Consider the following 22570-nt stretch of genomic DNA (forward strand, 5'->3'; position numbering starts at 1 on the left):
CGTCCTCAACGCACCACAAAAACCGGAACATGGGCATAACGAACGATACCTGCCGCCTCTGACCCCAGCAGATGGGTCTGAATATTGGGATTGCGCGAACCAACGATCACCACATCCGCCTTCAGCTCATCGGCCAGTTTGGTCACTTCATCGCGAATGTTGCCGCTGCGTATATGAATCTCGATATCGTTTTCCGCCAGCGAGAGTTTTTTACTGAGCTCATCCAGCTTTTCTTTAGATGTATTAATCAGATAGTCTTCCATTTTCCGTGCATCGGAAATAAAACCGCGCGTCAGTATCGGGGAAAAAGCGGGGATAACGTGCAGGAGATGAATCTTTCCAGCAGAGCTTTGCGCAAGGAATCGGGCGTGAGATATGGCCTTGTCGGCAAGACCGATTTCAAACACATCAACCGGCACGAGGATATTTTTATACATAGAGACAATCCTTTTATTACCTATAAAAAAAGGTGGTGACAACAGCCCAGGCAATGGCGCTGAGGAAGCAATCTCAAGAACAAGATCTGTTAGATGCGTGGCTATAATTAAACGTAGCACACCACGGTTAACATTATTAAGCAGCCAATTAATATATTGAAAAATATCACAGAGCCTGGCACCGCCAGACAATTCGACTACAAACCCGGTAAAATCGTCGACATCGCCATAATTTTTGCTCTTTTTAACATTTCCGTTTTACTACGACTATCCTCATTATCAGTGGCTTGCTCGTTTTCTGGCGCCCCACAATAATTATTAAGATAAGAATTTACTTAGCCAGCTATTTAAGCTAAAGGAGGAACGATGTTCGGTTACAGTCTGTTTCGCCTGAGCCTGTTTATTGCCCTGGCAATAATCGCTTGTACGGCTACCGGGTTAATTACCTATTTCGTTGTCTCGGCGCTCGCTGAATAAAACCAGCGATTGTGAACAATATGTAAAACATAGCCTTTAACTCCGAGGGGAATACAGTGAACCGTTATTTTTCTCTCATTCCGCTTGTTATTTTAATAACAACGGCTTGCGATCGGAAAGCACCTCAAATTACCCCGCTACCGCGGATGGTTAAAGTCGCCGAGGTGGTTGCCATCGGTGATTCACAGCAGCGCGTATTCCCCGCCCGCATTGAGTCCGGGGACTCCACCGATTTATCATTTAAACGCGGCGGGCAGATTGAATCGCTTGATGTGCGTCAGGGAGCCGCTATTACTCAGGGGCAGACCCTTGCCCGCCTCAGCGCACGGGAAGCGCAGCAGCGAGTGAATGAACGGCAGACCGCCGCTACCCTCGCCCAGCGGCAGTTCGATCGTTTCCAGACGCTGGCCGGTCGCCAGGCGATTTCAAAGGCGGAAATGGATATCCAGCGGGCCAACCGCGACGCTGCCAACGCCGCGCTGAAAATCGCCCGCGAAGAGCTGTCGCAAATGGCGTTGACCGCCCCGTTCAGCGGCGTTGCCGCTTACGTCCCGGTACGTAACCATCAGGTGGTTGCCGCCGGGCAGCCAATTGTGACCCTGACGCGAACCGATCTGCTCGACGTGGTGTTTAGCGTTCCGGAAAATCTCTTTACCGCGCTCGATATTCGCAACGCGCAGTATCGTCCGGTCGTCAAAATTAACGCCATGCCGGACCGCCAGTTTACCGCTGAATATAAAGAGCACACCGGCAGCAGCGACAGCAATACGCTCACCTGGCAAATCATCCTGACCATGCCGCGACCGGCCGACTTTCCCGCGGTGGGCGGCGTGAGCGGAACGGTGACAATCAACCTGGCGAACCTGCCCGCCAGCGCCGGTAAAAATGCGGTGGTGGTGCCGGTCGAAGCGGTGTTTAACCCGGATAATCGCCCGCGCAATGACCCCCACGTCTGGGTCGTTCAGGGCAGCGGCGACCAGCTTAAGCTGGAAGAGAGAAAAGTCGGCGTTGGTCAGGTCACCTCTCAGGGCGTGGTGATCACCGAAGGGCTCAGCGTCGGCGAGCGTGTCGTGGCGGCAGGCGTCAGCGAATTGCATGCGCAACAGCCGGTTCGTATCTGGACGCGTGAACGAGGTTTGTAATGGATATCTCCCGCCAGTTTATTAACAACCCGATCCGCGTCTGGCTGACTATTTTGCTGCTGGGCATCGGGGGGATCTTCGCCCTGCTGAATATTGGCCGCCTGGAAGACCCGGCGTTTACTATTAAAACCGCCGTGGTGATCACCCATTATCCCGGCGCGTCGGCGCAGCAGGTTGAAGAAGAAGTCACCCTGCCGCTCGAGAACGCGCTGCAGCAGCTGCCATATCTCGACAACGTCAGTTCAATTTCCTCCAACGGCCTGTCGCAAATCACCGTCAATATCGCCTCGCACTACCACTCCAGCGAGCTGCCGCAAATCTGGGATGAACTGCGCCGCCGTGTGGGCGACGCCGCCCGTCAGTTTCCTCCCGGGGTCTCCTCCCCATTTGTCAATGACGATTTTGGCGATGTCTTTGGCTTCTTCTTTGCTATCTCCGGCGAGAGCTTTACCAATCCTGAACTGGTTCGCTACGCCGAGCAGCTGCGCCGCGAGCTGGTGCTGGTTCCCGGCGTCGGTAAAGTCGCTATCGGCGGGGCGATCCCTCAGCAAATCAACATCGATATCTCGCTGGCGAAAATGGCCGCCCGCGGCATCACGCTCAACCAGCTGGCGGCTATCCTCAGCCGGTTGAACGTGGTCTCTAACGCCGGCGAGATTAAATCCGGCAGCGAGTCGATCCGTCTGCACCCGACGGGGGAATTTGCCAATCTCGATGAGCTCGGCGACCTGTTAATCAGCCCGCACGGTTCGGGAACGGCGACGCGGCTGCGCGATATCGCCACGCTATCGCGCGGGCTGAGCGAAACGCCCGCCAGCATCTACCATGCCAATGGCCGCCAGGCGGTCACCATGGGGGTATCGTTTATTCCCGGGGTTAACGTGATTGATGTTGGCCGCGCGCTGGAGAGCAAGCTGGAGCAAATGTCGGCGGAAAAACCGGCCGGGATCAGCATTGACCTGTTCTACGATCAGGCGGCGGAAGTCGCCCACTCGGTCAACGGTTTTATCACTAACTTCCTGATGGCGCTGGCGATTGTAGTTGGGGTCCTGCTGATCTTTATGGGCGTGCGCAGCGGCATTATTATCGCCCTGTCGCTGGCGCTCAACGTGCTCGGCACGCTGCTGATCATGTATCTGTGGGGCATCGAGCTGCAGCGCATTTCGCTGGGGGCGCTGATTATCGCCCTCAGTATGCTGGTTGATAACGCCATCGTCATCGTTGAAGGGGTGCTGATCGCCCGCCAGCAGGGGTCTACGCTGCTTACGGCGATAAATTATGTGATCCGCCGTTCGGCGCTGCCGCTGCTGGGGGCAACGGTGATTGCCATTCTCGCCTTTGCGCCGATTGGCCTGTCGCAGGACTCGACCGGGGAATACTGTAAATCGCTGTTCCAGGTGCTGCTGATTTCGCTCATGCTGAGCTGGTTCTCGGCGCTGACCATCACGCCGGTGCTAATCAAATGGTGGCTGTTTAAAAATCAATCGCAGCCGGTAGCGCAGGCCAACGCCAACCCGTACGGCGGGCGCTTTTACCGCCTGTATCAGCAGGCTCTGCGAGCCCTTCTGCTGCGCAAAACCCTCACCCTGACCGTCATGGCGGCGCTGTTGGCCGCCGCTATCTGGGGGTTTGGATCGGTGCGGCAAAACTTTTTCCCCTCGTCAAATACGCCGATTTTCTTTGTCGATCTCTGGCTCCCGTACGGTACCGATATCGCGACCACCGAAAAGATGACCAGCGATATTGAGACCACCATTAACGGCCAGCCCGGGGTGGTCACCACCGTGGCCACCGTTGGCCAGGGCAGCATGCGGTTTATCCTCACCTATAGCGGACAACGGCAGTACAGCAACTATGCGCAAATCATGGTGCGCATGGACGATCAGCGCAATATTGCCGCCCTGACGCAGCATGTTGATCGCTATATTGCGCGCAACTACCCGCAGGTAAACGCCAGCACGAAACGCGTGATGTTCGGCCCTTCCGGCGACAGCGCCATTGAGGTGCGGATTAAAGGTCCGGACCCCGACCGCCTGCGCCTGCTCGCCAGCCAGGTTGGCGATATTCTCTCCGCAGATCCGGCTACCGATGGTGTCCGGAATGACTGGCAAAACCGCAGCAAAGTCATCCGCCCGCAGTACTCCACCTCGCTTGGGCGCGAGCTGGGGGTAGATAAACAGGATATTGATAACGCGCTGGAGATGAACTTCTCCGGCAGCCGCGCGGGCTTGTACCGCGAGGGAGCCGACCTGCTGCCAGTGGTCGTCCGCCCCCCGGCCGCTGAGCGCCAGGACGCGAATCACCTGAACAACGTGCTGGTCTGGAGCCAGAGCCGCCAGCAGTATATTCCGCTCAGTAACGTGGTTAGCGGTTTTCACCTCGAATGGGAAGATCCGCTTATCCTGCGCCGCGACCGCAGCCGCGTGCTGACGGTGCAGACCGATCCCGATCCGCTTAGCAACCAGACGTCGGGGGATATCCTGTCCCGCGTGAAGCCGCAGATTGATGCGATCGCTTTGCCGCACGGCTACAGCATTGAGTGGGGCGGCGATGCGGAGAACTCCAGCGAGGCGCAGCAGGGTCTGTTCACTACCCTGCCGCTGGGTTACCTGGTGATGTTTGTGATTACCGTGCTGATGTTCAGCTCACTGAAAAACGCGGTGGCGATCTGGCTGACCGTACCGCTGGCTCTGATTGGCGTAACGCCGGGCTTCTTGCTTACCGGCATCCCCTTTGGCTTTATGGCGTTAATCGGCTTGCTGAGCCTGAGCGGCATGCTGATCCGTAACGGCATCGTGCTGGTAGAAGAGATTGAACAGCAGAAGCAGGAGAAAGGGCAACAGGAGGCCATTATCTATGCCGCCACTTCGCGTCTGCGCCCGATCCTGCTGACGGCGTTTACCACCGTGCTCGGCCTGGCGCCGCTATTACTGGACGTTTTCTTCCAGAGCATGGCGGTTGTTATCATGTTTGGTCTGGGTTTTGCTACTATTCTGACGCTGCTGGTTCTGCCGGTGATTTACGCCTGTTTCCACAATAAGGACATGAAGCGACAACCATGAATAGTACCGGTTTAAATATTATTAAAACGCTGGGATGCATGACGGCGGTGACTTTCTTCACTATTTACAACACCTGGGATAGCTATGATTATGACTATCACTGGATCCTTGGGTTTTTGACGTTTATTTCGACTATCGCCACGCCGCTGTTTTTTGTGGTAGCGGGCTATCTGGATTCGCAGTCTCGCCATGATTCACAATGGCAGTTGGGCAAAATCAAGAGCGTGGTGATCGTCTTTCTGTTCTGGATGACGGTGTACTATCTCTGGGAGCCCTACCAGCGCGGCTATCTTATCCAGCCATGGTTTGTATTTGCGTTTATCGTCATTTACACCTTTCACCCGGTTATCGAGTGGCTCAGCCAAAGACGCGCAGCGTTCTTTGCCACGGTGTTCTCCCTGCTGCTGTTCTCGTATGGTTACGATCTTTTATCCGCGTTGTACCCTGATATTCATCCGCTAAGCCTGGCGCCGCAGTACCGCCTGTGGACCTGGCTGCTATTTTATCTGACCGGTCAGCTGTTCAGCGACCCGCTGGTCGCCGACTGGCTCAGGCGTGAAAAAGTGGTCAAAGGTGCGATGATCGCCATTCCGTTTATTTATCTTTTCACCTGGTTTTACGAGCGGCATTTCTTTTTCGCCCTGTTTAAGGCCGACAGAAATGCGTTCATTCTGACTGGTTCACAAATTTATATTCTGGTTGTTGCGCTGGTTATTGCGGCCAACGGCGTGCGTTTTCGTAAAAACAGCGAGTTTAAAGAGACTCTTCTCGCTACCATTAGCAAAACGATGACCGGCGTTTATATTCTCCACTACTCCGTTTTTCACCTGCTCACTGCGTTTATCCCGATTAACTCGCTGGGGACAAAATTAATGCTGATTGTCCTCACGTTTATTACTTCGGTGCTGATTTCGATGCTGGCGCTCTCCAATTCGGTGGTCAAAAAAGTGATTACGATTTGACGATCTTTGATTTCTGGCCGCGCGGACGCCGCCTTACCGGACCGAGGGGAAGGATTCAACTTCAGGTTGGAGCCGATCTTTGTAGGTCGGGTAAGGCGGCAGCCGCCCCCCGACATAAAACCAAACGCCTGCCTGATAAAGATTCAGGCCACCGCCGCCCACGCATTTAAAAACCGTAGCGCAGCCACGCGAACAGCACGTTACCGTTGTTATAGGTGCCGGGAATATAGGTGAACTGCACGCTCAGACGGCGATAGCTGGCAGAGAAAAGCGGCAAAATAATCGGCAGCGGCACGTAGTTGGCGAAGTCATCACGGGCGGTGATGCCGGCAGTGACGCCAAGACCAAGGCGAAAATCACGGCGGCTATCAAGATACCAGCCCTTCTCCCAGCCGTAGCCGATAATCGGCTGCCACTCGTTGTGCGAATCCTTGAACATCATGGCGTAGAGCGAACTCCAGTTCCCCTCCGGGTTATATCTGGACACGCCAAATCCTCCACCCCACGGCATTTCATTATAGTTATCGGTCTTCTCTTTATCGTACATAAAGCGGTTGTGCCAGCTGAGAAACGGCAGATAAAGATCGTAGTTTTGCGGCTCATTCCAGGTCTGAGAGACATCGTTTTTTAGCCAGTTCCACCAGCCGCTGACGCGCTGCTCGCCGTATATTTTAGTTTCAGCCTGTACTGAAAAGGCGAAAATAAACACAATTCCCCACGCTACCCGCAGACAACGTTGCATAGTTTTATCCTTAAAGAAAGTCGCCCGGTGTTCATTCAGTTTGGGAACAAAAAACAGGCTTTGCAAATATCGGCAAACAAATTTTCTGCACCGGCCAGGGGCTAAATGCAAGTCCAGTTAAGCGCCCATTTCAGGACAGTGAGAACCGCCACGGCGATTTCAATTCCTTGCCGCTGGGATTATGATGGCGCTAATTATCCTTTCTGTCCGTAGTGATTGAGAAATAGATGGACTTCATCAGCATTATTATGTCGGCGGGGAAAACCTCCGTCGATGTGGCGCTTTATACGCTGTTGCCAATCATGGTCGTCATGCTCATCGTGATGAAATATCTCGAAGTACGCGGGGTACTGGACGTTATCGTTCGCTGGCTCGCCCCGCTGCTTAAGCCGTTCGGCTTAACCGGGATGAGCGCGTTTGCCCTGATTCAGATGAATTTTGTCAGCTTCGCCGCCCCGCTGGCAACTCTTGCGATTATGGATAAACGCGGCGCTTCGGATCGGCAGATGGCCGCCACGCTGGCGATGCTTTTCGCCATGGGCCAAGGCAACGTGTTTTATCCGTTAACGCCCTTCGGCCTGCACTGGCTGGCCTCTATCGTCATCTCGATTGTCGGCGGACTGTGCGCCGCCGCGGTCACCTGGCATATCACCGGCCGCAGGCTGTCAATGGTTGAAAACGCGCGGGCCGAAGCGCTGACTGAGGCCGAGCAAAATAGCCAGGGGATTATCGCCGTTATCAACAGCGCCGGCGCCGACGCCATTCGCCTGGCCCTCGGCGCGGTGCCCATGCTGATCCTGTCGCTGGCTATCGTCGGTTTCATGCAGGCGGCGGGCCTGATTGAGATGCTCCAGCGCCTGCTGATGCCGCTGCTGCTGTGGCTGAATATTCCGGTTAACTTCGTGCTGCCGGCGCTGGTCAAATGCGTGGCCGGCGGTACGGCCTACTTTGGCGTGGTCTCCGAGCTCGTTCAGCAGGGTAAAGTGACCGTAAGCCAGATCAACGCCTCGGCGGGCCTGTTGGTGCAGACCTTCGACCTCCCCGGCATCGGCATCTTTCTGGGCGTCAGCTCGCGCTTCGTACGCCTGTTCCGCTTCGCCGCGACCGGCGCAATCGCCGGGATCGCCATCCGTACCGTGATGCATCTTACGCTATTCTGACGCTGCCGACTCTGGGCGGAGACAGGCAGCGATATCAGCCCGATCGCTACAGGCGATATGATGGTTAATTCTCACCATCATCCACGGGAAAAAGGGGTTGGACGTGACGCGCATCAGCGTATCCAACCCGACGCTCAGCGTGGCGGTTTCTCCGCGCAACGAGATCGTCCCGATGCTGATCCCGTAGCGATTTTTCTCCGCCGGTTCGCGGCCATAGAGCGAATCGCTCAGCGGGAACGGCACCGCCACATGCGACAGGGAGTACATATCCTGCGGCCAGGCGATATGCAGCGGCGTCACGGTTTCGCTTCGCGTCCCGGCAAGCGTGGTGCGGGCCACCGTCTCGTAGGTGTCGGGCGCGGCGTTGGTGATCACCGTGGTGCCGTAGGGCCGCGGCGCCGGCGGCAATAACGTATTCACCGCCGAATAGAGCGACGGACGGAATAACGCGCGCAAATTCGCCGCCTGGTTAATATCGAAAATTACCAGTTCGCTACCGTTATCCGGTAGATAGCGATAGAGCGAATCCACCACCGCCCGGGTGCTGACCGTAGAATCCATCACCGACTGGAAAGTTAATACCGGCGCCAGTTCAGAAAGCCGCTTACTCTGCGCTTCCTGCACGATTTGCTGCTGCAGCGCCTGCGACAATAGCCACGACTGCCTTGCCGCCTTCACCGGGAACGAATTGTATTTATAGGGGTTAAATTCCGGCACGATGTTCAGCCATGCCGCGCGGGCGAAGGCCGGAAACACAGAGGGTAAACCGGCCAACCCGGCGAAACGGGCAAATGCGGTCACGCCAATCATTGGCGACAGCAGGATGACCTGCTGCGGCCGGCGTAGCGATTTATCCTCAAGGCTATCGAGGGCGTACTTCAGCGCCAGCGCCCCGCCGTTGGAGTAGCCAACCACGTGCAGCGGCGCGTCATCCCCCGCCAGCCGCGTCGCTTCGCGCACCGCAAGCCGGGTCGTCGCTATCCACTCTTCACGGTCCACCGCGGTGAGCGCGCCGGGCGCGGTCCCGTGTCCAGGCAGACGCGGCGCGACGGCGACAAATCCCAGCTGCTGATAGCGCTGCGCCAGATAATGTACGCTGTAGGGCGAATCCGTCAGGCCGTGGAGCAGCACCGCCGCGCCGCGCGGTTTGCCCTGCGGCAGCAGAATAAAGGAGCGGTTCCAGTCGGGATGAAACTTATCCGGATAGACCAGGCTTTGCGCGTAAAAGCGGTTAATGGCCGTTTTTTCATCGTCGCTCAGCGTATCGGTAATTTTGCTTTTCATATCGCGGAAGATCGCCGCTTCCCGCGCCTGGTATTCAGCAAAAGTGGCGTGGTCAATCTCGCTGGCGGTCATTTCATTCGCCGTCCAGGTATGCCAGCGGTGCAGCGCCGGGCCGCGCTGCGACTCGTAAATACGGCCAATAAAAAAGACTATCACGACCACCAGCAGCCCAATGATGGTTTTTTTCGCCACTGAGACCATTCTTAAGCCCGACTTATTCAGCAGGCGGGTAAAACGCATCATTGCCATATTTCTGTCCGAATTATCTCTTTAACTGCCAGGGCGGGTGGTATTACTCAGAGCGAATCCGATCCTGCGATTCACTTATTAAACATAGACTAAACCAACCGCCTGTTCTTATTGTCAGATGAGGAGCAAACATGAATTATCGCCGGAGTGTAACAGGTCAGGAATAAACAAATGGAATGGTGGATTAAGAAACTACGCGAGACCTCGACGTCTACACATGCCCACGCGGTTCTGCAAAGCGGCCAGTTAACGATCATTGCCGAACTCACGCCCTGCGGCCGACGTTTACAGGAAGGCGATAAGCTCACGCCGTTGGCTAACGCGCTGTACTGCATCAACGGCGATAAATCGATCACGATTAAAGTGCTCAACGCCACGCATTTCAGCGCTGAACGCTGGGGGGCCATCATGAATATCACCGCGCATTAAGCAACGTACTCAGCATCAACCGGTTCTAATCTCAGTACTTTCTCAACTCAGCGGGTGAAATTGTCCTACGCCTGGTTCAGCCTGTGACATACTAAGCAAAACGTCAGCAGAGCAGAAACAAGGAGTAAGTCATGAACCAGCAAGCCGCCAGGCTGACCCCAGAACAGGCGCTTACGCAACTCGAAGCGCTCTATGAAAAATCGGTCAATGCGCTGCGTAAAGCCATCGGCGACTATATCCACCACAATATCCTTCCCGAGAATAGCGCCCGTGCGGAAGGGCTGTTCGTTTACCCGCAGCTGTCGGTATCGTGGGACGGAGCGGAACATAAAGCGTTAAAAACCCGGGCCTGGGGTCGTTTTACCCATAGCGGTTGCTATACCACCACTATTACTAACCCTAAACTGTTTCGCGCCTATCTGCTGGAACAGCTCACCATGCTGTATCAGGATTACGATGCCGCGATTACCGTCGGGCTATCGCAGCATGAGATCCCCTATCCGTACGTCATTGATGGCTCAGAGCTTACGCTCGACCGTTCAATGAGCGCCGGCTTGACGCGTTTTTTCCCCACCACCGAACTGTCGCAAATTGGCGATGAAACCGCCGATGGCCTGTTTCATTCGACGGAATACTATCCGCTTTCGCACTTCGACGCCCGCCGAGTCGATTTCTCGCTGGCGCGCCTGCGTCACTATACCGGCACGCCGGTTGATCATTTCCAGCCGTATATGCTGTTTACCAACTACACCCGCTACGTCGATGAGTTCGTGCGCTGGGGCTGTAGCCAAATTCTCGATCCCGAGAGTCCCTATATCGCCCTCTCCTGCGCGGGGGGGATCTGGATAACAGCGGACACGGAGGCGCCGGAAGAGGCGATTTCCGATCTGGCGTGGAAAAAGCACCAGATGCCCGCCTGGCACCTGATCACCAAAGACGGCCAGGGGATCACGTTGATTAATATTGGCGTCGGCCCGGCGAATGCCAAAAATATCTGCGACCATCTGGCGGTGCTGCGTCCGGACGTCTGGCTGATGATTGGTCACTGCGGCGGCCTGCGTGAAAGCCAGAATATCGGCGACTACGTGCTGGCCCACGCCTATCTGCGCGACGACCATGTGCTGGATGCGGTGCTGCCGCCGGATATCCCGATTCCGAGCATTGCCGAAGTTCAGCGCGCGCTCTACGATGCCACGAAGCAGGTCAGCGGCATGCCCGGTGAAGAAGTTAAACAGCGGCTGCGTACCGGAACAGTGGTCACCACCGACGATCGTAACTGGGAGCTGCGCTACTCGGCCTCGGCGCTGCGTTTTAACCTCAGCCGCGCGGTGGCTATCGATATGGAAAGCGCGACTATTGCCGCCCAGGGCTATCGCTTCCGTGTCCCCTACGGCACCCTGCTGTGCGTCTCCGATAAACCGCTGCACGGCGAAATTAAGCTTCCGGGCCAGGCGAACCGCTTCTATGAAGGGGCTATCTCCGAACATTTGCAGATTGGTATCCGGGCGATTGACCTGCTGCGTGCCGAAGGTGACCACATGCATTCGCGCAAGCTGAGAACCTTTAACGAACCGCCGTTCCGCTAAGCGCTAATACGCGCAGAATAAACTCAGTCCGGATGGCGTGAAATATTTACACTTTCCGGACTGAGCGTTAGCCAAGAAGAGTCATTCGGCAGAGGGTCAATAGACACTCTCCTGCCGTTATAAAATAAAGGATTTATTTTCTTTTGTGGTAAAAATTCCGCAGAACACGCCCATATTGCCTACCCGCGAAATATTATTACCAAACTGCCGCAATTAAAAACCCGCTACGCCAATTAAAAAAATAAACATTTAATTAACACTTCGATATCATTTTTCCCGTAGCCATAAAACGCCCAGCCGTGGCCTGCTTGACACTTGTATGGAGTCTCGTAACCCTTTAAATTGATTACAGAAATTTACAGGTTATAAAACAACCATACAAAATAGACAGCGCCAAAGAGAGATCAAAATAATCAAAGAGTTATCTATGGGCGCTACTCTACCCTGGAATTATCCTTTAATAGCGACAGGTTACTTGCAACAAACATCTTGTTACGACATTACCAGAGATAAAATTGCGCATGTCGACTGTAAGCAACCATGGATACGCTTATCAATCGCGATCGGCAATGTACTATTTTCGTAAAAGTAGGGAAGACAGCTTTATGAAATTAACCATAGGGAATATCCGCCTGTTTATTATATTAGCAACTCTTTTTTTCTGGACGGTCGCGATCGGGCTAATTTCCCTTATTGTATCCTGGTTTTAAAAACCTGATGGTACGCAGGGTATGTTCTTCTGTGCCCCGTCGTCGCCACCCTCGTGTCTATGGAATAGAAAGCAAAAAGCCCGCTTAAGTTTCCTTAAGCGGGCTTCTTAAATTTGGCTCCTCTGACTGGACTCGAACCAGTGACATACGGATTAACAGTCCGCCGTTCTACCGACTGAACTACAGAGGAATCGTGTGAACGGGGCGCATATTATCGATGGCGCCCCACCTTGTCAAAGGCTGTTTTCACATTTCAAACCGTTTGCCGAATAATTCTCCACTTTGGGCAAAAAGTCCCGTTTGCCCACCGCATGTTACGTTTCTTCAACCTGCGCGCGGGTCTCATCGGCCCGCAATTTCGTTCGCGGATACTTCCACAGCCAGCGCCCGCTAACCATTCGGCAGTAAAAAAGAACGCCGCGCACCGCCCAGTCAAGCACCATCCCGAGCCAAACGCCGATAACACCCATCCCCAGTACAATCCCCAGCGTATAGCCCGCCACCACGCGACAGCCCCACATACCCAGCATGGAGACCCACATGGTGTAGCGCACGTCACGCGCCCCTTTAAAGGCGCACGGCAACGTCCATGCCATCGCCCAAATCGGCATAAAGAAGGCGTTCAGCCACAGCAGCTCTTTTACCACCACTTTGACATCTTCTTCGCTGGTATAGAACGAGGCAATCAGACCGGCAAGTGGCGCGGTTCCCCAGGCAATCACCGTCAAAATGATGGTCGACAGCCAGAAGACATGCCACGCCTGACGCTCCGCCTGGCCAATCTGCCCTTTTCCGAGACGTCGGCCGGTAATAATGGTCGACGCCGAACCGAGGGCATTCCCCGGCAGGTTGATCAGCGCGGCAACCGAGAAGGCGATAAAGTTGCCGGCAATCACGTTGGTCCCCATCCCGGCGACAAACATTTGCGTCAGCAGCTTGCCGCCGTTAAACAAGACCGATTCAATGCTGGCGGGAATACCGATACCCATCACTTCCCAGATAATGGCGAAGTTAAACGGCTTAAAATAGCTCTTCAGCGAAATGCGTAGCGCTGGGTTAAAACCGATCATTAGCACCCAAATGGTGGCCACCGCGCCAATATAGCGGGCAATCGTCAATCCAAGACCGGCGCCGACGAATCCCATGCCGGGCCACGAGAAAATGCCGTAAATCAGGATGCTGCTGATGATAATGTTGAGGATATTCATCCCGCCGTTGATCAACAGCGGAATTTTAGTGGTTCCAGCGCCGCGTAGCGCGCCGCTGCCGATCAGGGCGATGGCCGCGGCTGGATAGCTCAATACCGTCAGTTCAAGGTAGGTGAGCGCCAGACCTTTCACCTCTTCTGTCGCATCTCCGGCGACAAAATTAATAATTTCCGCGCCAAAAGCATGGATAACGGCCGCGAGAATAATCGAAAACAGGGTCATTATCGCCAGCGACTGGCGCGCTGCCGCCCTTGCCCGCCGCCGGTCACGTTTGCCCAGGCTAAACGCCACCACCACGGTCGTACCGAGGTCGATGGCGGCAAAAAAGGACATAATCACCATGTTGAAGCTATCGGCCAGGCCAACGCCCGCCATGGCCTCTTTACCGAGCCAACTGACCAGGAAAGTACTCAACACGCCCATCAGCAGTACGCAGGCGTTTTCCAGCAAAATCGGGACCGCAAGCGGGCTGATTTCACGCCAGTAGAGGACGCGATAGCTCTTGCGTTTTTTAAACCAGGACGTGCGTTCGACGGACTGGCGTAAGGCGGCGGTGACGTTCAAGGGAGACCTTAGTGAGAAAAGTTGAAACTACATTTCAAATGATGATAGAGAAAAGCTAATCCTGCAAAGCATTTTTCCCGATAAATTGTCGATAATGGCGACAATTTGTTGATGGATGCGCCAGTTGAACAACAGACGGCGAATAGATGTTTGACAAAAGTTTTTTCGCCGCTAAGATACGACTCCACAACGATTCCTCTGTAGTTCAGTCGGTAGAACGGCGGACTGTTAATCCGTATGTCACTGGTTCGAGTCCAGTCAGAGGAGCCAAATTTGAAAAGCCCGCTTAAGGAAACTTAAGCGGGCTTTTTGTTTACCGCTACGTTGAGCGTTTCGGGAAAATCAGGCTGAAAACGATTTGCGCGCCCGGCTGCTGCGGCAGGCACTGAGCGCGGGCCTCACCGCCGTGCAGAGTCATAATTGCGCGTACGATCGACAATCCCAGCCCGCTGGCGTGGCTACTGCGCGCGGCGTCTGCACGATAGAAACGCTCAAACAGCTTTTCCAGATGTACCTGCGCAATCGGCGGGCCTTGATTAATCACCTGAATAATCTGTCGGTTTTCTTCCATGCCGGCTCGTAAGATGATTTGGCTCGCTTCATCGGCATAGCGAACCGCGTTGGCCACCAGGTTGCTTAATGCCCTCTGAAACAGCATCGCATCGGCCCGCAGTTGCCCTTCACCTTCGCAAATCAGCTGAATATCGCGCTCCTCCGCCAGCCCCTCGAAATAATCCGCGACACGCTGTAGCTCCTGAGCAATATCCAGTTCCCGGCAGTTCAGCACCGACTGCGCATGGCTGGCGCGCGCCAGAAACAGAATATTTTCCACCATGCGTGAAATGCGTTCCAGCTCCTCCATGTTGCTGGAGAGCAACGTTTCATACTCCTCCACGCTGCGAGGCTGATACAGCGCCACCTGACACTGGCCCATTAGCGCCCCCACCGGCGTGCGGATCTCATGGGCCAGATCGGCGGAAAACCGCGTCAGGCGCTGATAGCCTTCGTTGAGCCTGTCGAGCATGGCGTTGAAGGAGACAATCAGCTGCTGCAGCTCCTGCGGCGCGTCCTGTTCGCTCAGGCGAGTCGCCAGCGTACTGGGCGTGATGACCGCCGCCTCAGCGGCCATACGCCTTAATGGCCGCAGCTCGCGACGCATCACCCAGTAGCCCAGCAGCGCAATCACCAAAAAAGCCGCCGCCACCGCCGCGATGACGCGCCACAGGTAGCGCGCCAGCATTTTCTGTTCATTTACCATCACATGCGCGACAGAAATTTGCAGTACCCTGCCATCTTCCAGCGTCACCAGCCCCGACGCCACACGCAGCGGAACCCCCTGCCCGGTCATCCCGCCCTGTACCTGATTCAGGCGCTGCGGACGATCCGCCGGCGTCGGCGTCACCGACGGTAATTGAATCCTGGCAGGATTCACCTTAATTAACGGAGCCTGTCCCGGAATACGAAAGATTAAAACGTCCTGCTCGTTGCCCAACATGTTTTCGAACATCCCGGTGTTCGCCACCAGCCGCTCCAGCGGAAAGCGTTTACTCAGGACGTTTCGGTAATATTCTATGCGCCCGGTCACCTGCAGATCGCTACGGTGAATCATCTCCTGACGCATGGCGTGATATAAGTAACCCCCGGCGGCGCTGACCACCAGCGCTGCAACCAGGGCAAACAGAACGGCGCTTCGCAGCGTCAACGATGTCGCCTGCCAGCGCCGGGCCAGCACCTTCATGAGCGGACCTCGCAAACGTAGCCGATGCCGCGTACGGTATGAATAAGTTTGATATCGAACGGCCGGTCGATTTTGGCGCGCAGGCGTTTGATCGCCACATCCACCACGTTGGTGTCGCTGTCGAAATTCATATCCCATACCTGCGAAGCGATCATGGTGCGCGACAGTACCTCTCCTTCACGCCGGACCAGCAGATGCAACAACATAAACTCTTTGTTGGTCAGCGGTATCACGGTGTCCTGACGGGTGGCTCTGCGCCGCAGCACATCAATATGCAGGTCGGCAATGTCATAGCGATCGGATTCCCGTACGGTTCCGCGGCGCAACAGCGTACGTAACCTGAGCACCAGTTCGGTAAAGGAGAAAGGTTTGACCAGGTAATCGTCCGCCCCCAGCTCCAGGCCATGAATACGATCCTGCACCTCGTCGCGGGCGGTAAGAAACAGTATCGGCACATCGCTTTTCTTGCGTAAAACATCAATAATCTGCCAGCCGTCAAGCCCGGGCAGCATGACGTCGAGCACAATCGCATCGTAACCATACTCCAGCGCCCGAAATAAGCCGTCGGTACCGTCGCGCGCCAAATCAACGCCGTATCCGGCCTCCGTTAACCCCTTCTTCAGGTAATTACCGGTTCCGATATCATCTTCCACCACCAATATGCGCATGCTTAACACCTCTTCACGTCTGCGGACAGATTAACAGTTTCTGCGCCGCGTCTTGATGACATTAATGTCATCAAACGGACATGGTGTTGTCCCGATCGCCTGGCCATGCTTAACCGGCAAACCATTACAGGAGAATGTCATGCATACACGCCATCGTATTGCCGGTTTACTGTTGTCCACCCTGATGCTCTGCAGCGGCATCGCCGCTGCAGAGCAGGCGCCGGCTAAAGCTATCGCGCCGCTGCGCGGCACCATCGCCCAGGTCTCGGATACCGATCTGCAAATCAGCAACCGTCAAGGGGAAAAGGTCGACGTAAAGCTCAACGACAAAACGCAGGTTTTTAGCGTCGCCAAAGGTTCGATCGACGATATCAAGCCGGACAGCTTTATCGGCACCGCAGCGGTCCCCCAGGCCGACGGTAGCCTGAAGGCGCTGGAAGTACACGTGTTTGCCGCCAGCCTTCGCGGCACGGGCGAAGGACACTCTCCGTGGGAGTCCGCCGACGGTAAAATCAACACCATGACCAACGGCACCATCGGCAAGCTGGTAAACGCCAACGGCCGCACGCTAACCGTTAAATACGGCGATCGGCAAAAAAACGTCATCGTCCCTGACGATACGCCGGTGGTGACCATCAATCCCGGCGATCGCGGCCTGCTGAAGCCCGGTACGCATATCGTGCTGTTCTCCGCCACTAACGATAAAGGCGAGCGCGTCGCCACCCGCATTTCCGCCGGAAAAGACGGTACCGTACCGCCGATGTAATCCAGGAGACGTGCATGAAAACCAACGCGTCGCGGCCAGTACATCGCTGGCCGGTCAGGCTCACCCACTGGGTGAATCTGGTCGCCATGATCGGAATGTTCATGAGCGGCTGGGAAATCTACAACGCTTCGCCGCTGTTCGACTTCCGCTTTCCGCCCTCCCTCACCCTGGGCGGCTGGCTGGGCGGCGCGATTGGCTGGCACCTGGCGGTCATGTGGCTGCTGATCGTTAACGCTGTTTGCTACCTGCTGTGGAGTCTGTTCAGCGGCCATCTACGCCGCGACCTGCTGCCGCTACGTCTGTCCGCGCTCCGGCAGGATATCTGGCTGACCTTAACGCTGCGGCTGAACCATCGCCTCGGCCATTACAATGCGATTCAAAAGCTAATGTACCTCGGCGTTATGGCGCTCGGCCTGCTGCTGGTGCTCTCCGGGCTGGCTATCTGGAAACCGGTACAGCTCTACTGGCTGGTGGCGCTGTTCGGCGGTTTTCCTGTCGCGCGCTATGTCCACTTCTGCGCCATGGCAGGTATCGGACTGTTCGTCGTTATCCATGTGCTGATGGTGTTAATCGTACCTTCCACCCTGTGGGCCATGCTGTCAGGAGGTAAACATGAAGGGTAAAGCGCCAACTCGCCGCGCGCCCGCGCTCGAGCCGGATCAGAAAAAACAGCTGGTAAATGTGCAGCGCCGATTACTTCTGCGATCCGGGTTGACGCTGGGAGGCGTGGCGATGCTGACCGGATGCAACATGCAGGATGGCGATCAAGTCGACAAAGTGCTGTGGGCTATGTCGCGCTGGAACGATCGGGTCCAGTCCTGGCTGTTCAGCGGCCAGCGCCTGGCCCAGACTTACCGTCCGGACCAAATTACCCACCCCTTTCCGTTTAACGCTTTTTATCCGGAATATAACGCGCCGGAAGTCGATCTGTTCGACTATCGTCTGGAAGTCTCCGGTAAAGTGGAGAAAAAAGCGCCGTGGACGCTGGAACAGCTACAGCGTCTGCCGCAACAGAGCCAGATCACCCGGCTGATCTGCATTGAAGGCTGGAGCGCGATTGGTCAATGGGGCGGCGTACCGCTCAAGCTATTCCTGCAACACGTCGGCGCCGACCTCAACGCGCGCTATGTCGGCTTTAAGTGCGCGGATCGCTATTATTCCAGTATTGATATGGCCACCGCGCTGCACCCGCAAACCATTCTGGCGCTGGATTTTGCCGGTCAGCCGCTGCCGGCGGAGTATGGTTTTCCGCTACGACTGCGGGTGCCGACCAAGCTGGGGTTCAAAAACGCCAAGCATATCGCCGCCATTTTCGTCAGCGATACCAACCCTGGAGGCTACTGGGAGGATCAGGGCTATAACTGGTTTAGCGGTATTTAGCGCCCGCGCTGCGCCGGTAAAACGGAATCGGGCAGCGTTAATGGCGCGGGATCGCGACCGGACGACAAACCGAAGAGGCATCCGGAGTACGACAAGACAAAAGAGGGTGATAGGATCGGTTTTAAGCCAGGTTATTTTCACCCGCCTTTTCACATTCTATTGCTGGAGAATATTTTTATTCATCGACATCACCCATGTTATAAATGTTCTCAGCGGCACGGGGATATGTTTGCGGCTCGGATAATAAATAGTAAAACGATCGGCGGGGTAATAATAATCAGAAAGCAGGCGGATAAGACTGCCTTCTTTAATTTGAACCTTAACCAGATTCTCATACACAAAAGCAATCCCTAATCCGGATTCCGCAGCCTGTATCATTGCCGCATCGGAATCAATAACAAGATCGCCTTTAACAGCGACTTCCGTTTTATCGCCCTCAGCGTTGAGAAACTCCCAACGATAAAGCTGCCCGCCAGGAAAGCAACGATTGATGCATCTGAAATTCACGAGGTCCTTCGGTGAGGAGGGTACCCCTGACTTTTTTATAAAATCTGGACTCGCCACTGCAATAAGAGAGAGCTCTTCTCCAAAGGGTACTGCAATCATATCCTTCGGCACATCTTGCGTGTAGCGAATCCCCGCATCAAACCCTGAATCGATAATATTTATTTTCCTGTCGGTGGTGAATAATTCAAGTTTAATATCTGGATAATCTTTTTTGAACTGCACGAAATAGCGTTGAAAGAAGAGATCCAGCACGACTCGCGGCAAATTTACTCTCACCACCCCTTCCGGCTTTGCCCTGCGCTCATTAAGGTTATCAATCACCCGCCTGTAGTCATTGAGCACAGGAGTAACGTCATTCAGAAATTCCTGGCCGATAGCGGTCAGAGAAAGACTGCGCGTAGAACGATTTAGAAGCCTCGCGCCCAGTTTCTCTTCCAGATTATTTATGGCGATGGTTAACGTTGGTGGAGAAATATTCAACTCTTTTGCTGCCTGACGAAAACTTCCATGTTTCACAATAAGAATAAGCATTTCTACATGTTGCAATTCGGGAATATTTTTCATTGTTAACATCCGTAAAATACTGCATTAGAGAGAGATTAATTGTTGTGAATGTAAATTGGAAGTATATATCTAAGCACACTTGGCAAATGAGGAAAATAAGGTGAAAACACGTTATCTGGGAAAGAACAAACTTCAGGTGTCGGCATTAGGTCTGGGCTGTATGGGGATGAGTTTTGCCTATGGTGGCGCCGAAGAGTCGCAGGCAATTAACACCATTCACGCTGCGGTTGATTTGGGGATTACTTTCCTTGATACGGCGGAAGTTTATGGACCATTTGATAATGAAGTGCTGGTCGGGAAAGCCATCAAAGGAATTCGTGACAAGGTACAAATCGCGACCAAATTTGGTTTCCACATTCTTCCTGGCGGCCACGGGCTTGAGCGTATGGCCGGCGTTGACAGCCGCCCTGAACATATCCGCGAAGCGGTAGAAGGCTCGCTTAAACGTCTCAACGTCGACACGATTGATCTCCTTTATCAGCACCGCGTTGATCCCACCGTTCCCGTTGAAGACGTGGTGGGCACAATGGCAGAACTTGTCAAGGAAGGGAAAGTTCTCCACATCGGACTTTCCGAGGTCTCTGCCGATACTTTACGCCGGGCCTGTGAAGTTCATCCGATCGCCGCCGTTCAGACTGAATATTCTCTCTGGACTCGCGAACCGGAAGAAAACATTCTCAAAGCCTGCCGCGAATTAGGGGTAGGATTTGTGCCCTATAGCCCACTGGGGCGCGGATTTTTAACGGGAAAAATCACCGACCGGTCCGGCTTCGCCGATGATGATTTTCGTCGCAATCTCCCTCGCTTCCAGAACGATGCCCTGCAAAAAAACCAGCAGCTGCTCAGTCAACTGCGGGAGATAACCGATAAATATGGCTGTACCCTGGCCCAACTCGCACTCGCATGGGTGATGAGTAAAGGCGATGATATCGTCCCTATTCCCGGCGCGCGGAAAATAGCGCATATGCGGGATAATGCCGGCGCAGTCAGCCTGGACATTTCCGATGCTGATATTAAAGCCATTGATCTTATCTTTACTCCTGACCATGTTCACGGATTAAGATATAACCAGGATGATTTTAATTTAATCGATAAGTAACATCCTACTCTAAATTATCCCGCCTCCGGGCGGGTGCTACGGTTTCCGTCTCGCGCATGTTTCTCTTCCAGCGCGCCAGTTTGTTGACCCCATGCAGCAACCTCCTCATCAAGCCAGGCTTTGAACAGAACGGCTTCGGTTTTCTGTTCAGCGGCCTGCGACGACACCAGCCAGTAAGGCCAGGGATAAGGGGCGGTGAAAGGCGTAAGCTGTACTAGTTCGCCTCTGGAGAGCGCATCCTGAACTAAAGAGCGGCGTTCCAGCGCGATACCTTTTCCCAGCCGGACGGCCTCCAGAACCAGGTTCGAGTCGTTGATGCACAAACCGCCGGGCACAATCTCTCTTTCAAGCCCCGCATTAATGCACCATGTTTTCCACGACTCCATCGAGAAGATAATTTTACTCTTCGCTATCTCTGACGGTGTTTGGGGAAGCACGCCGTCGTTATAGGATGGCGCGGCCACGACGATAAGCTCATCGGCGAAAAGATAATGGCTTTCCATTCCTTCCCAGTCGCCTTTGCCCATACGGATCGCCATATCAATCCCTTCCTGCTGCATACTGGCGATCGCCAGGCTTGCCTGTATGCGCAGCGAGATATGGGGATATGTCGCCCGAAACCGCTCCAGTCGCGGCACTAACCAGTGGCTACCAAAGGAGGGTACCATCGCCAGCGTCAGCTCCTGCCTTCGCGGTTTGACCTGCACCAGCCGGGTGGCATCAGCGATATGATGCAATGCCTCGCGGACCTGTAAGGCATAGAGCCGCCCGTCTTCATTAATCTGCACGCCGCGACCGTGACGGATAAACAGCTTTAAACCGACCATCTCCTCCAACACTTTAATCTGCTGGCTGATGGCTGAATGCGTAACGTGAAGTTCTTTCGCCGCCAACGTCACGCTGCCAAGCCGGGCCACGGCTTCAAAACTACGCAAACTGGCAATAGGTGGAAAATCCGACATGCTTCACTCCCGCAGCTTAACTCAATATACGTGACCAACAACCTGTCAGTAATACTAACCCGATCCGTTAGATACCGATGATATTCGCTATGCACATTTTATTGTAATGTCTGTTCACTACCGGTGATGAAGCGTTAACCAGCCGCTATTGAGTCGCCATTCGTAGCAATGAATTGAGATGCGTCATTTCACAGAGACAGGAAAACAGGAATCATGATTAAACTTATCGGCATGATGGATTCGCCTTATGTCAGGCGTGTGGCGATTTCTCTTGAACTCTACGGGGTCGAGTTTGAAAGTCACCCGCTGTCGGTATTCAGCAGCTTTGACGCGTTTTCCCGCATCAATCCCGCGGTAAAAGCGCCGACGCTGGTGCTGGATAACGGAATTCGTCTGATGGACTCGTCGCTGATACTGGCCTATTTTGAAGGCCTTGCCTCCCCGGCGCGCAAGCTGCTGCCGGCCGATCCACTGGCGCAGGCAAGCGATCTGCAAACGCTGGGTTTTATTCTCGCCGCGGGTGAAAAGGCGGTGCAGAACGTGTATGAACACAAACTGCGCCCGGCGGAAAAGCAGCATAATCCGTGGATAGAGCGCATCACGATTCAGCTGCTGGCGGCCTGCAGGGAGTGGAATACCCTGCTGGAAAACCGTCCGGCGGCCGCGGTCCCCGATCAGGTGGCAGTAACGAGTACGGTTATCTGGACCTTTATTCAGTCGATGATCCCCCACGTGGTTCATGCGGGAGACTTTACTCATATTCAATCCGCTGCTGAATTATATGAAGCCCATGCAGCATTTAAAAAACATCCCTTTGGTTAAGGCATCACTCAATGAGATGAAGCTAAATACCCAAAATGACCTTTCACGAAGA

General features: G+C 54.6%; 20 protein-coding genes and 2 tRNA genes. 12 read left to right on the top strand and 10 right to left on the bottom strand.

The genetic code is table 11. The features are described 5' to 3' along the window. Positions 1–5: 5 nt before the first annotated feature. Complete coding sequence (locus tag KCG39_RS08870) at positions 6–437, bottom strand: universal stress protein (protein ID WP_142468201.1); 432 nt, start codon at positions 435–437, stop codon at positions 6–8. Positions 438–970: 533 nt separating this feature from the next. Between KCG39_RS08870 and KCG39_RS08875 the strand changes: the two genes are divergently transcribed. The 3 genes from KCG39_RS08875 to KCG39_RS08885 are packed head-to-tail and all read left to right on the top strand — an operon-like array spanning position 971 to position 6080. Then, positions 971–2056, top strand: coding sequence for an efflux RND transporter periplasmic adaptor subunit (locus KCG39_RS08875; protein ID WP_004122212.1), 1086 nt, complete (start codon positions 971–973; stop codon positions 2054–2056). Continuing rightward, positions 2056–5118: an efflux RND transporter permease subunit gene (locus KCG39_RS08880; protein WP_004122215.1), complete on the top strand. Its 3063-nt coding sequence runs from the start codon at positions 2056–2058 to the stop codon at positions 5116–5118. The genes KCG39_RS08875 and KCG39_RS08880 overlap by 1 nt, the downstream gene beginning before the upstream one ends. A gap of 38 nt (positions 5119–5156) precedes the next feature. Next, positions 5157–6080, top strand: a complete 924-nt coding sequence (locus KCG39_RS08885) for an acyltransferase (RefSeq protein WP_162626068.1) — start codon at positions 5157–5159, stop codon at positions 6078–6080. A gap of 166 nt (positions 6081–6246) precedes the next feature. On the opposite strand, the gene pagP is transcribed toward KCG39_RS08885, so the two are convergent. Beyond that, on the bottom strand, positions 6247–6822 hold the full coding sequence (gene pagP, locus KCG39_RS08890; RefSeq protein ID WP_004122223.1) for a lipid IV(A) palmitoyltransferase PagP: 576 nt from the start codon (positions 6820–6822) through the stop codon (positions 6247–6249). Positions 6823–7049: 227 nt separating this feature from the next. Between pagP and KCG39_RS08895 the strand changes: the two genes are divergently transcribed. Then, complete coding sequence (locus KCG39_RS08895; RefSeq protein ID WP_142468202.1) at positions 7050–7982, top strand: nucleoside recognition domain-containing protein; 933 nt, start codon at positions 7050–7052, stop codon at positions 7980–7982. Here KCG39_RS08895 and KCG39_RS08900 read toward each other — a convergent pair. After that, entirely contained in the window at positions 7974–9509 is a 1536-nt protein-coding gene (locus KCG39_RS08900) for an alpha/beta hydrolase (protein WP_375293859.1), read from the bottom strand. The genes KCG39_RS08895 and KCG39_RS08900 overlap by 9 nt on opposite strands. A gap of 177 nt (positions 9510–9686) precedes the next feature. On the opposite strand from KCG39_RS08900, the gene KCG39_RS08905 reads away from it, so the two are divergent. Beyond that, the gene (locus tag KCG39_RS08905) at positions 9687–9944 is read left to right on the top strand and encodes a histidine kinase (RefSeq protein ID WP_004122231.1); all 258 of its coding nucleotides are present in this window, start codon (positions 9687–9689) and stop codon (positions 9942–9944) included. Positions 9945–10075: 131 nt separating this feature from the next. Continuing rightward, positions 10076–11530 (top strand): AMP nucleosidase, encoded by a 1455-nt coding sequence (locus KCG39_RS08910; RefSeq protein ID WP_004122234.1) that lies wholly within the window; start codon positions 10076–10078, stop codon positions 11528–11530. Positions 11531–12354: 824 nt separating this feature from the next. Here the strand turns inward: KCG39_RS08910 and KCG39_RS08915 are convergent. The 3 genes from KCG39_RS08915 to KCG39_RS28070 form a co-directional block, all read right to left on the bottom strand. Continuing rightward, a tRNA-Asn gene (locus KCG39_RS08915) sits at positions 12355–12430 on the bottom strand. Positions 12431–12554: 124 nt separating this feature from the next. Further along, complete coding sequence (locus KCG39_RS08920) at positions 12555–14012, bottom strand: EmmdR/YeeO family multidrug/toxin efflux MATE transporter (RefSeq protein ID WP_049114763.1); 1458 nt, start codon at positions 14010–14012, stop codon at positions 12555–12557. A gap of 8 nt (positions 14013–14020) precedes the next feature. Next, entirely contained in the window at positions 14021–14200 is a 180-nt protein-coding gene (locus tag KCG39_RS28070; RefSeq protein WP_220676329.1) for a DUF5951 family protein, read from the bottom strand. 6 nt (positions 14201–14206) lie between these two features. Here KCG39_RS28070 and KCG39_RS08925 point away from each other — a divergent pair. Next, positions 14207–14282 (top strand) — tRNA-Asn (locus tag KCG39_RS08925). A 49-nt stretch (positions 14283–14331) separates the two neighbouring features. Here the strand turns inward: KCG39_RS08925 and KCG39_RS08930 are convergent. Both KCG39_RS08930 and KCG39_RS08935 read right to left on the bottom strand, forming a co-directional pair. After that, positions 14332–15750 carry a heavy metal sensor histidine kinase gene (locus KCG39_RS08930; protein WP_142446695.1) on the bottom strand — a complete coding sequence of 473 codons (1419 nt, stop codon included), beginning with the start codon at positions 15748–15750 and terminating at the stop codon, positions 14332–14334. Next, positions 15747–16418, bottom strand: a complete 672-nt coding sequence (locus KCG39_RS08935; RefSeq protein ID WP_004122240.1) for a heavy metal response regulator transcription factor — start codon at positions 16416–16418, stop codon at positions 15747–15749. Before KCG39_RS08935 ends, KCG39_RS08930 begins: the two co-directional genes overlap by 4 nt. 139 nt (positions 16419–16557) lie before the next feature. Between KCG39_RS08935 and KCG39_RS08940 the strand changes: the two genes are divergently transcribed. From KCG39_RS08940 to KCG39_RS08950, 3 genes are read left to right on the top strand one after another with little or no spacing between them, the layout of a single operon-like run. Beyond that, positions 16558–17184: a hypothetical protein gene (locus KCG39_RS08940; protein WP_112166276.1), complete on the top strand. Its 627-nt coding sequence runs from the start codon at positions 16558–16560 to the stop codon at positions 17182–17184. Positions 17185–17198: 14 nt separating this feature from the next. Continuing rightward, positions 17199–17807, top strand: coding sequence for a cytochrome b/b6 domain-containing protein (locus tag KCG39_RS08945; RefSeq protein ID WP_112166277.1), 609 nt, complete (start codon positions 17199–17201; stop codon positions 17805–17807). Next, entirely contained in the window at positions 17797–18564 is a 768-nt protein-coding gene (locus KCG39_RS08950; RefSeq protein WP_004122251.1) for a molybdopterin-dependent oxidoreductase, read from the top strand. Before KCG39_RS08945 ends, KCG39_RS08950 begins: the two co-directional genes overlap by 11 nt. A gap of 156 nt (positions 18565–18720) precedes the next feature. Here the strand turns inward: KCG39_RS08950 and KCG39_RS08955 are convergent, their stop codons facing one another. After that, positions 18721–19635 (bottom strand): LysR family transcriptional regulator, encoded by a 915-nt coding sequence (locus tag KCG39_RS08955; protein WP_142468204.1) that lies wholly within the window; start codon positions 19633–19635, stop codon positions 18721–18723. A 100-nt stretch (positions 19636–19735) separates the two neighbouring features. Between KCG39_RS08955 and KCG39_RS08960 the strand changes: the two genes are divergently transcribed. After that, positions 19736–20734 (top strand): aldo/keto reductase, encoded by a 999-nt coding sequence (locus tag KCG39_RS08960; RefSeq protein WP_004122254.1) that lies wholly within the window; start codon positions 19736–19738, stop codon positions 20732–20734. 14 nt (positions 20735–20748) lie between these two features. Here the strand turns inward: KCG39_RS08960 and KCG39_RS08965 are convergent, their stop codons facing one another. Further along, positions 20749–21696, bottom strand: coding sequence for a LysR substrate-binding domain-containing protein (locus KCG39_RS08965; RefSeq protein ID WP_004122256.1), 948 nt, complete (start codon positions 21694–21696; stop codon positions 20749–20751). A 216-nt stretch (positions 21697–21912) separates the two neighbouring features. On the opposite strand from KCG39_RS08965, the gene KCG39_RS08970 reads away from it, so the two are divergent. Then, positions 21913–22518: a glutathione S-transferase family protein gene (locus KCG39_RS08970; protein ID WP_224325809.1), complete on the top strand. Its 606-nt coding sequence runs from the start codon at positions 21913–21915 to the stop codon at positions 22516–22518. Positions 22519–22570: the final 52 nt, after the last annotated feature.

Source organism: Klebsiella pasteurii (genome assembly GCF_018139045.1).
GTDB classification, from domain to species: domain Bacteria; phylum Pseudomonadota; class Gammaproteobacteria; order Enterobacterales; family Enterobacteriaceae; genus Klebsiella; species Klebsiella grimontii.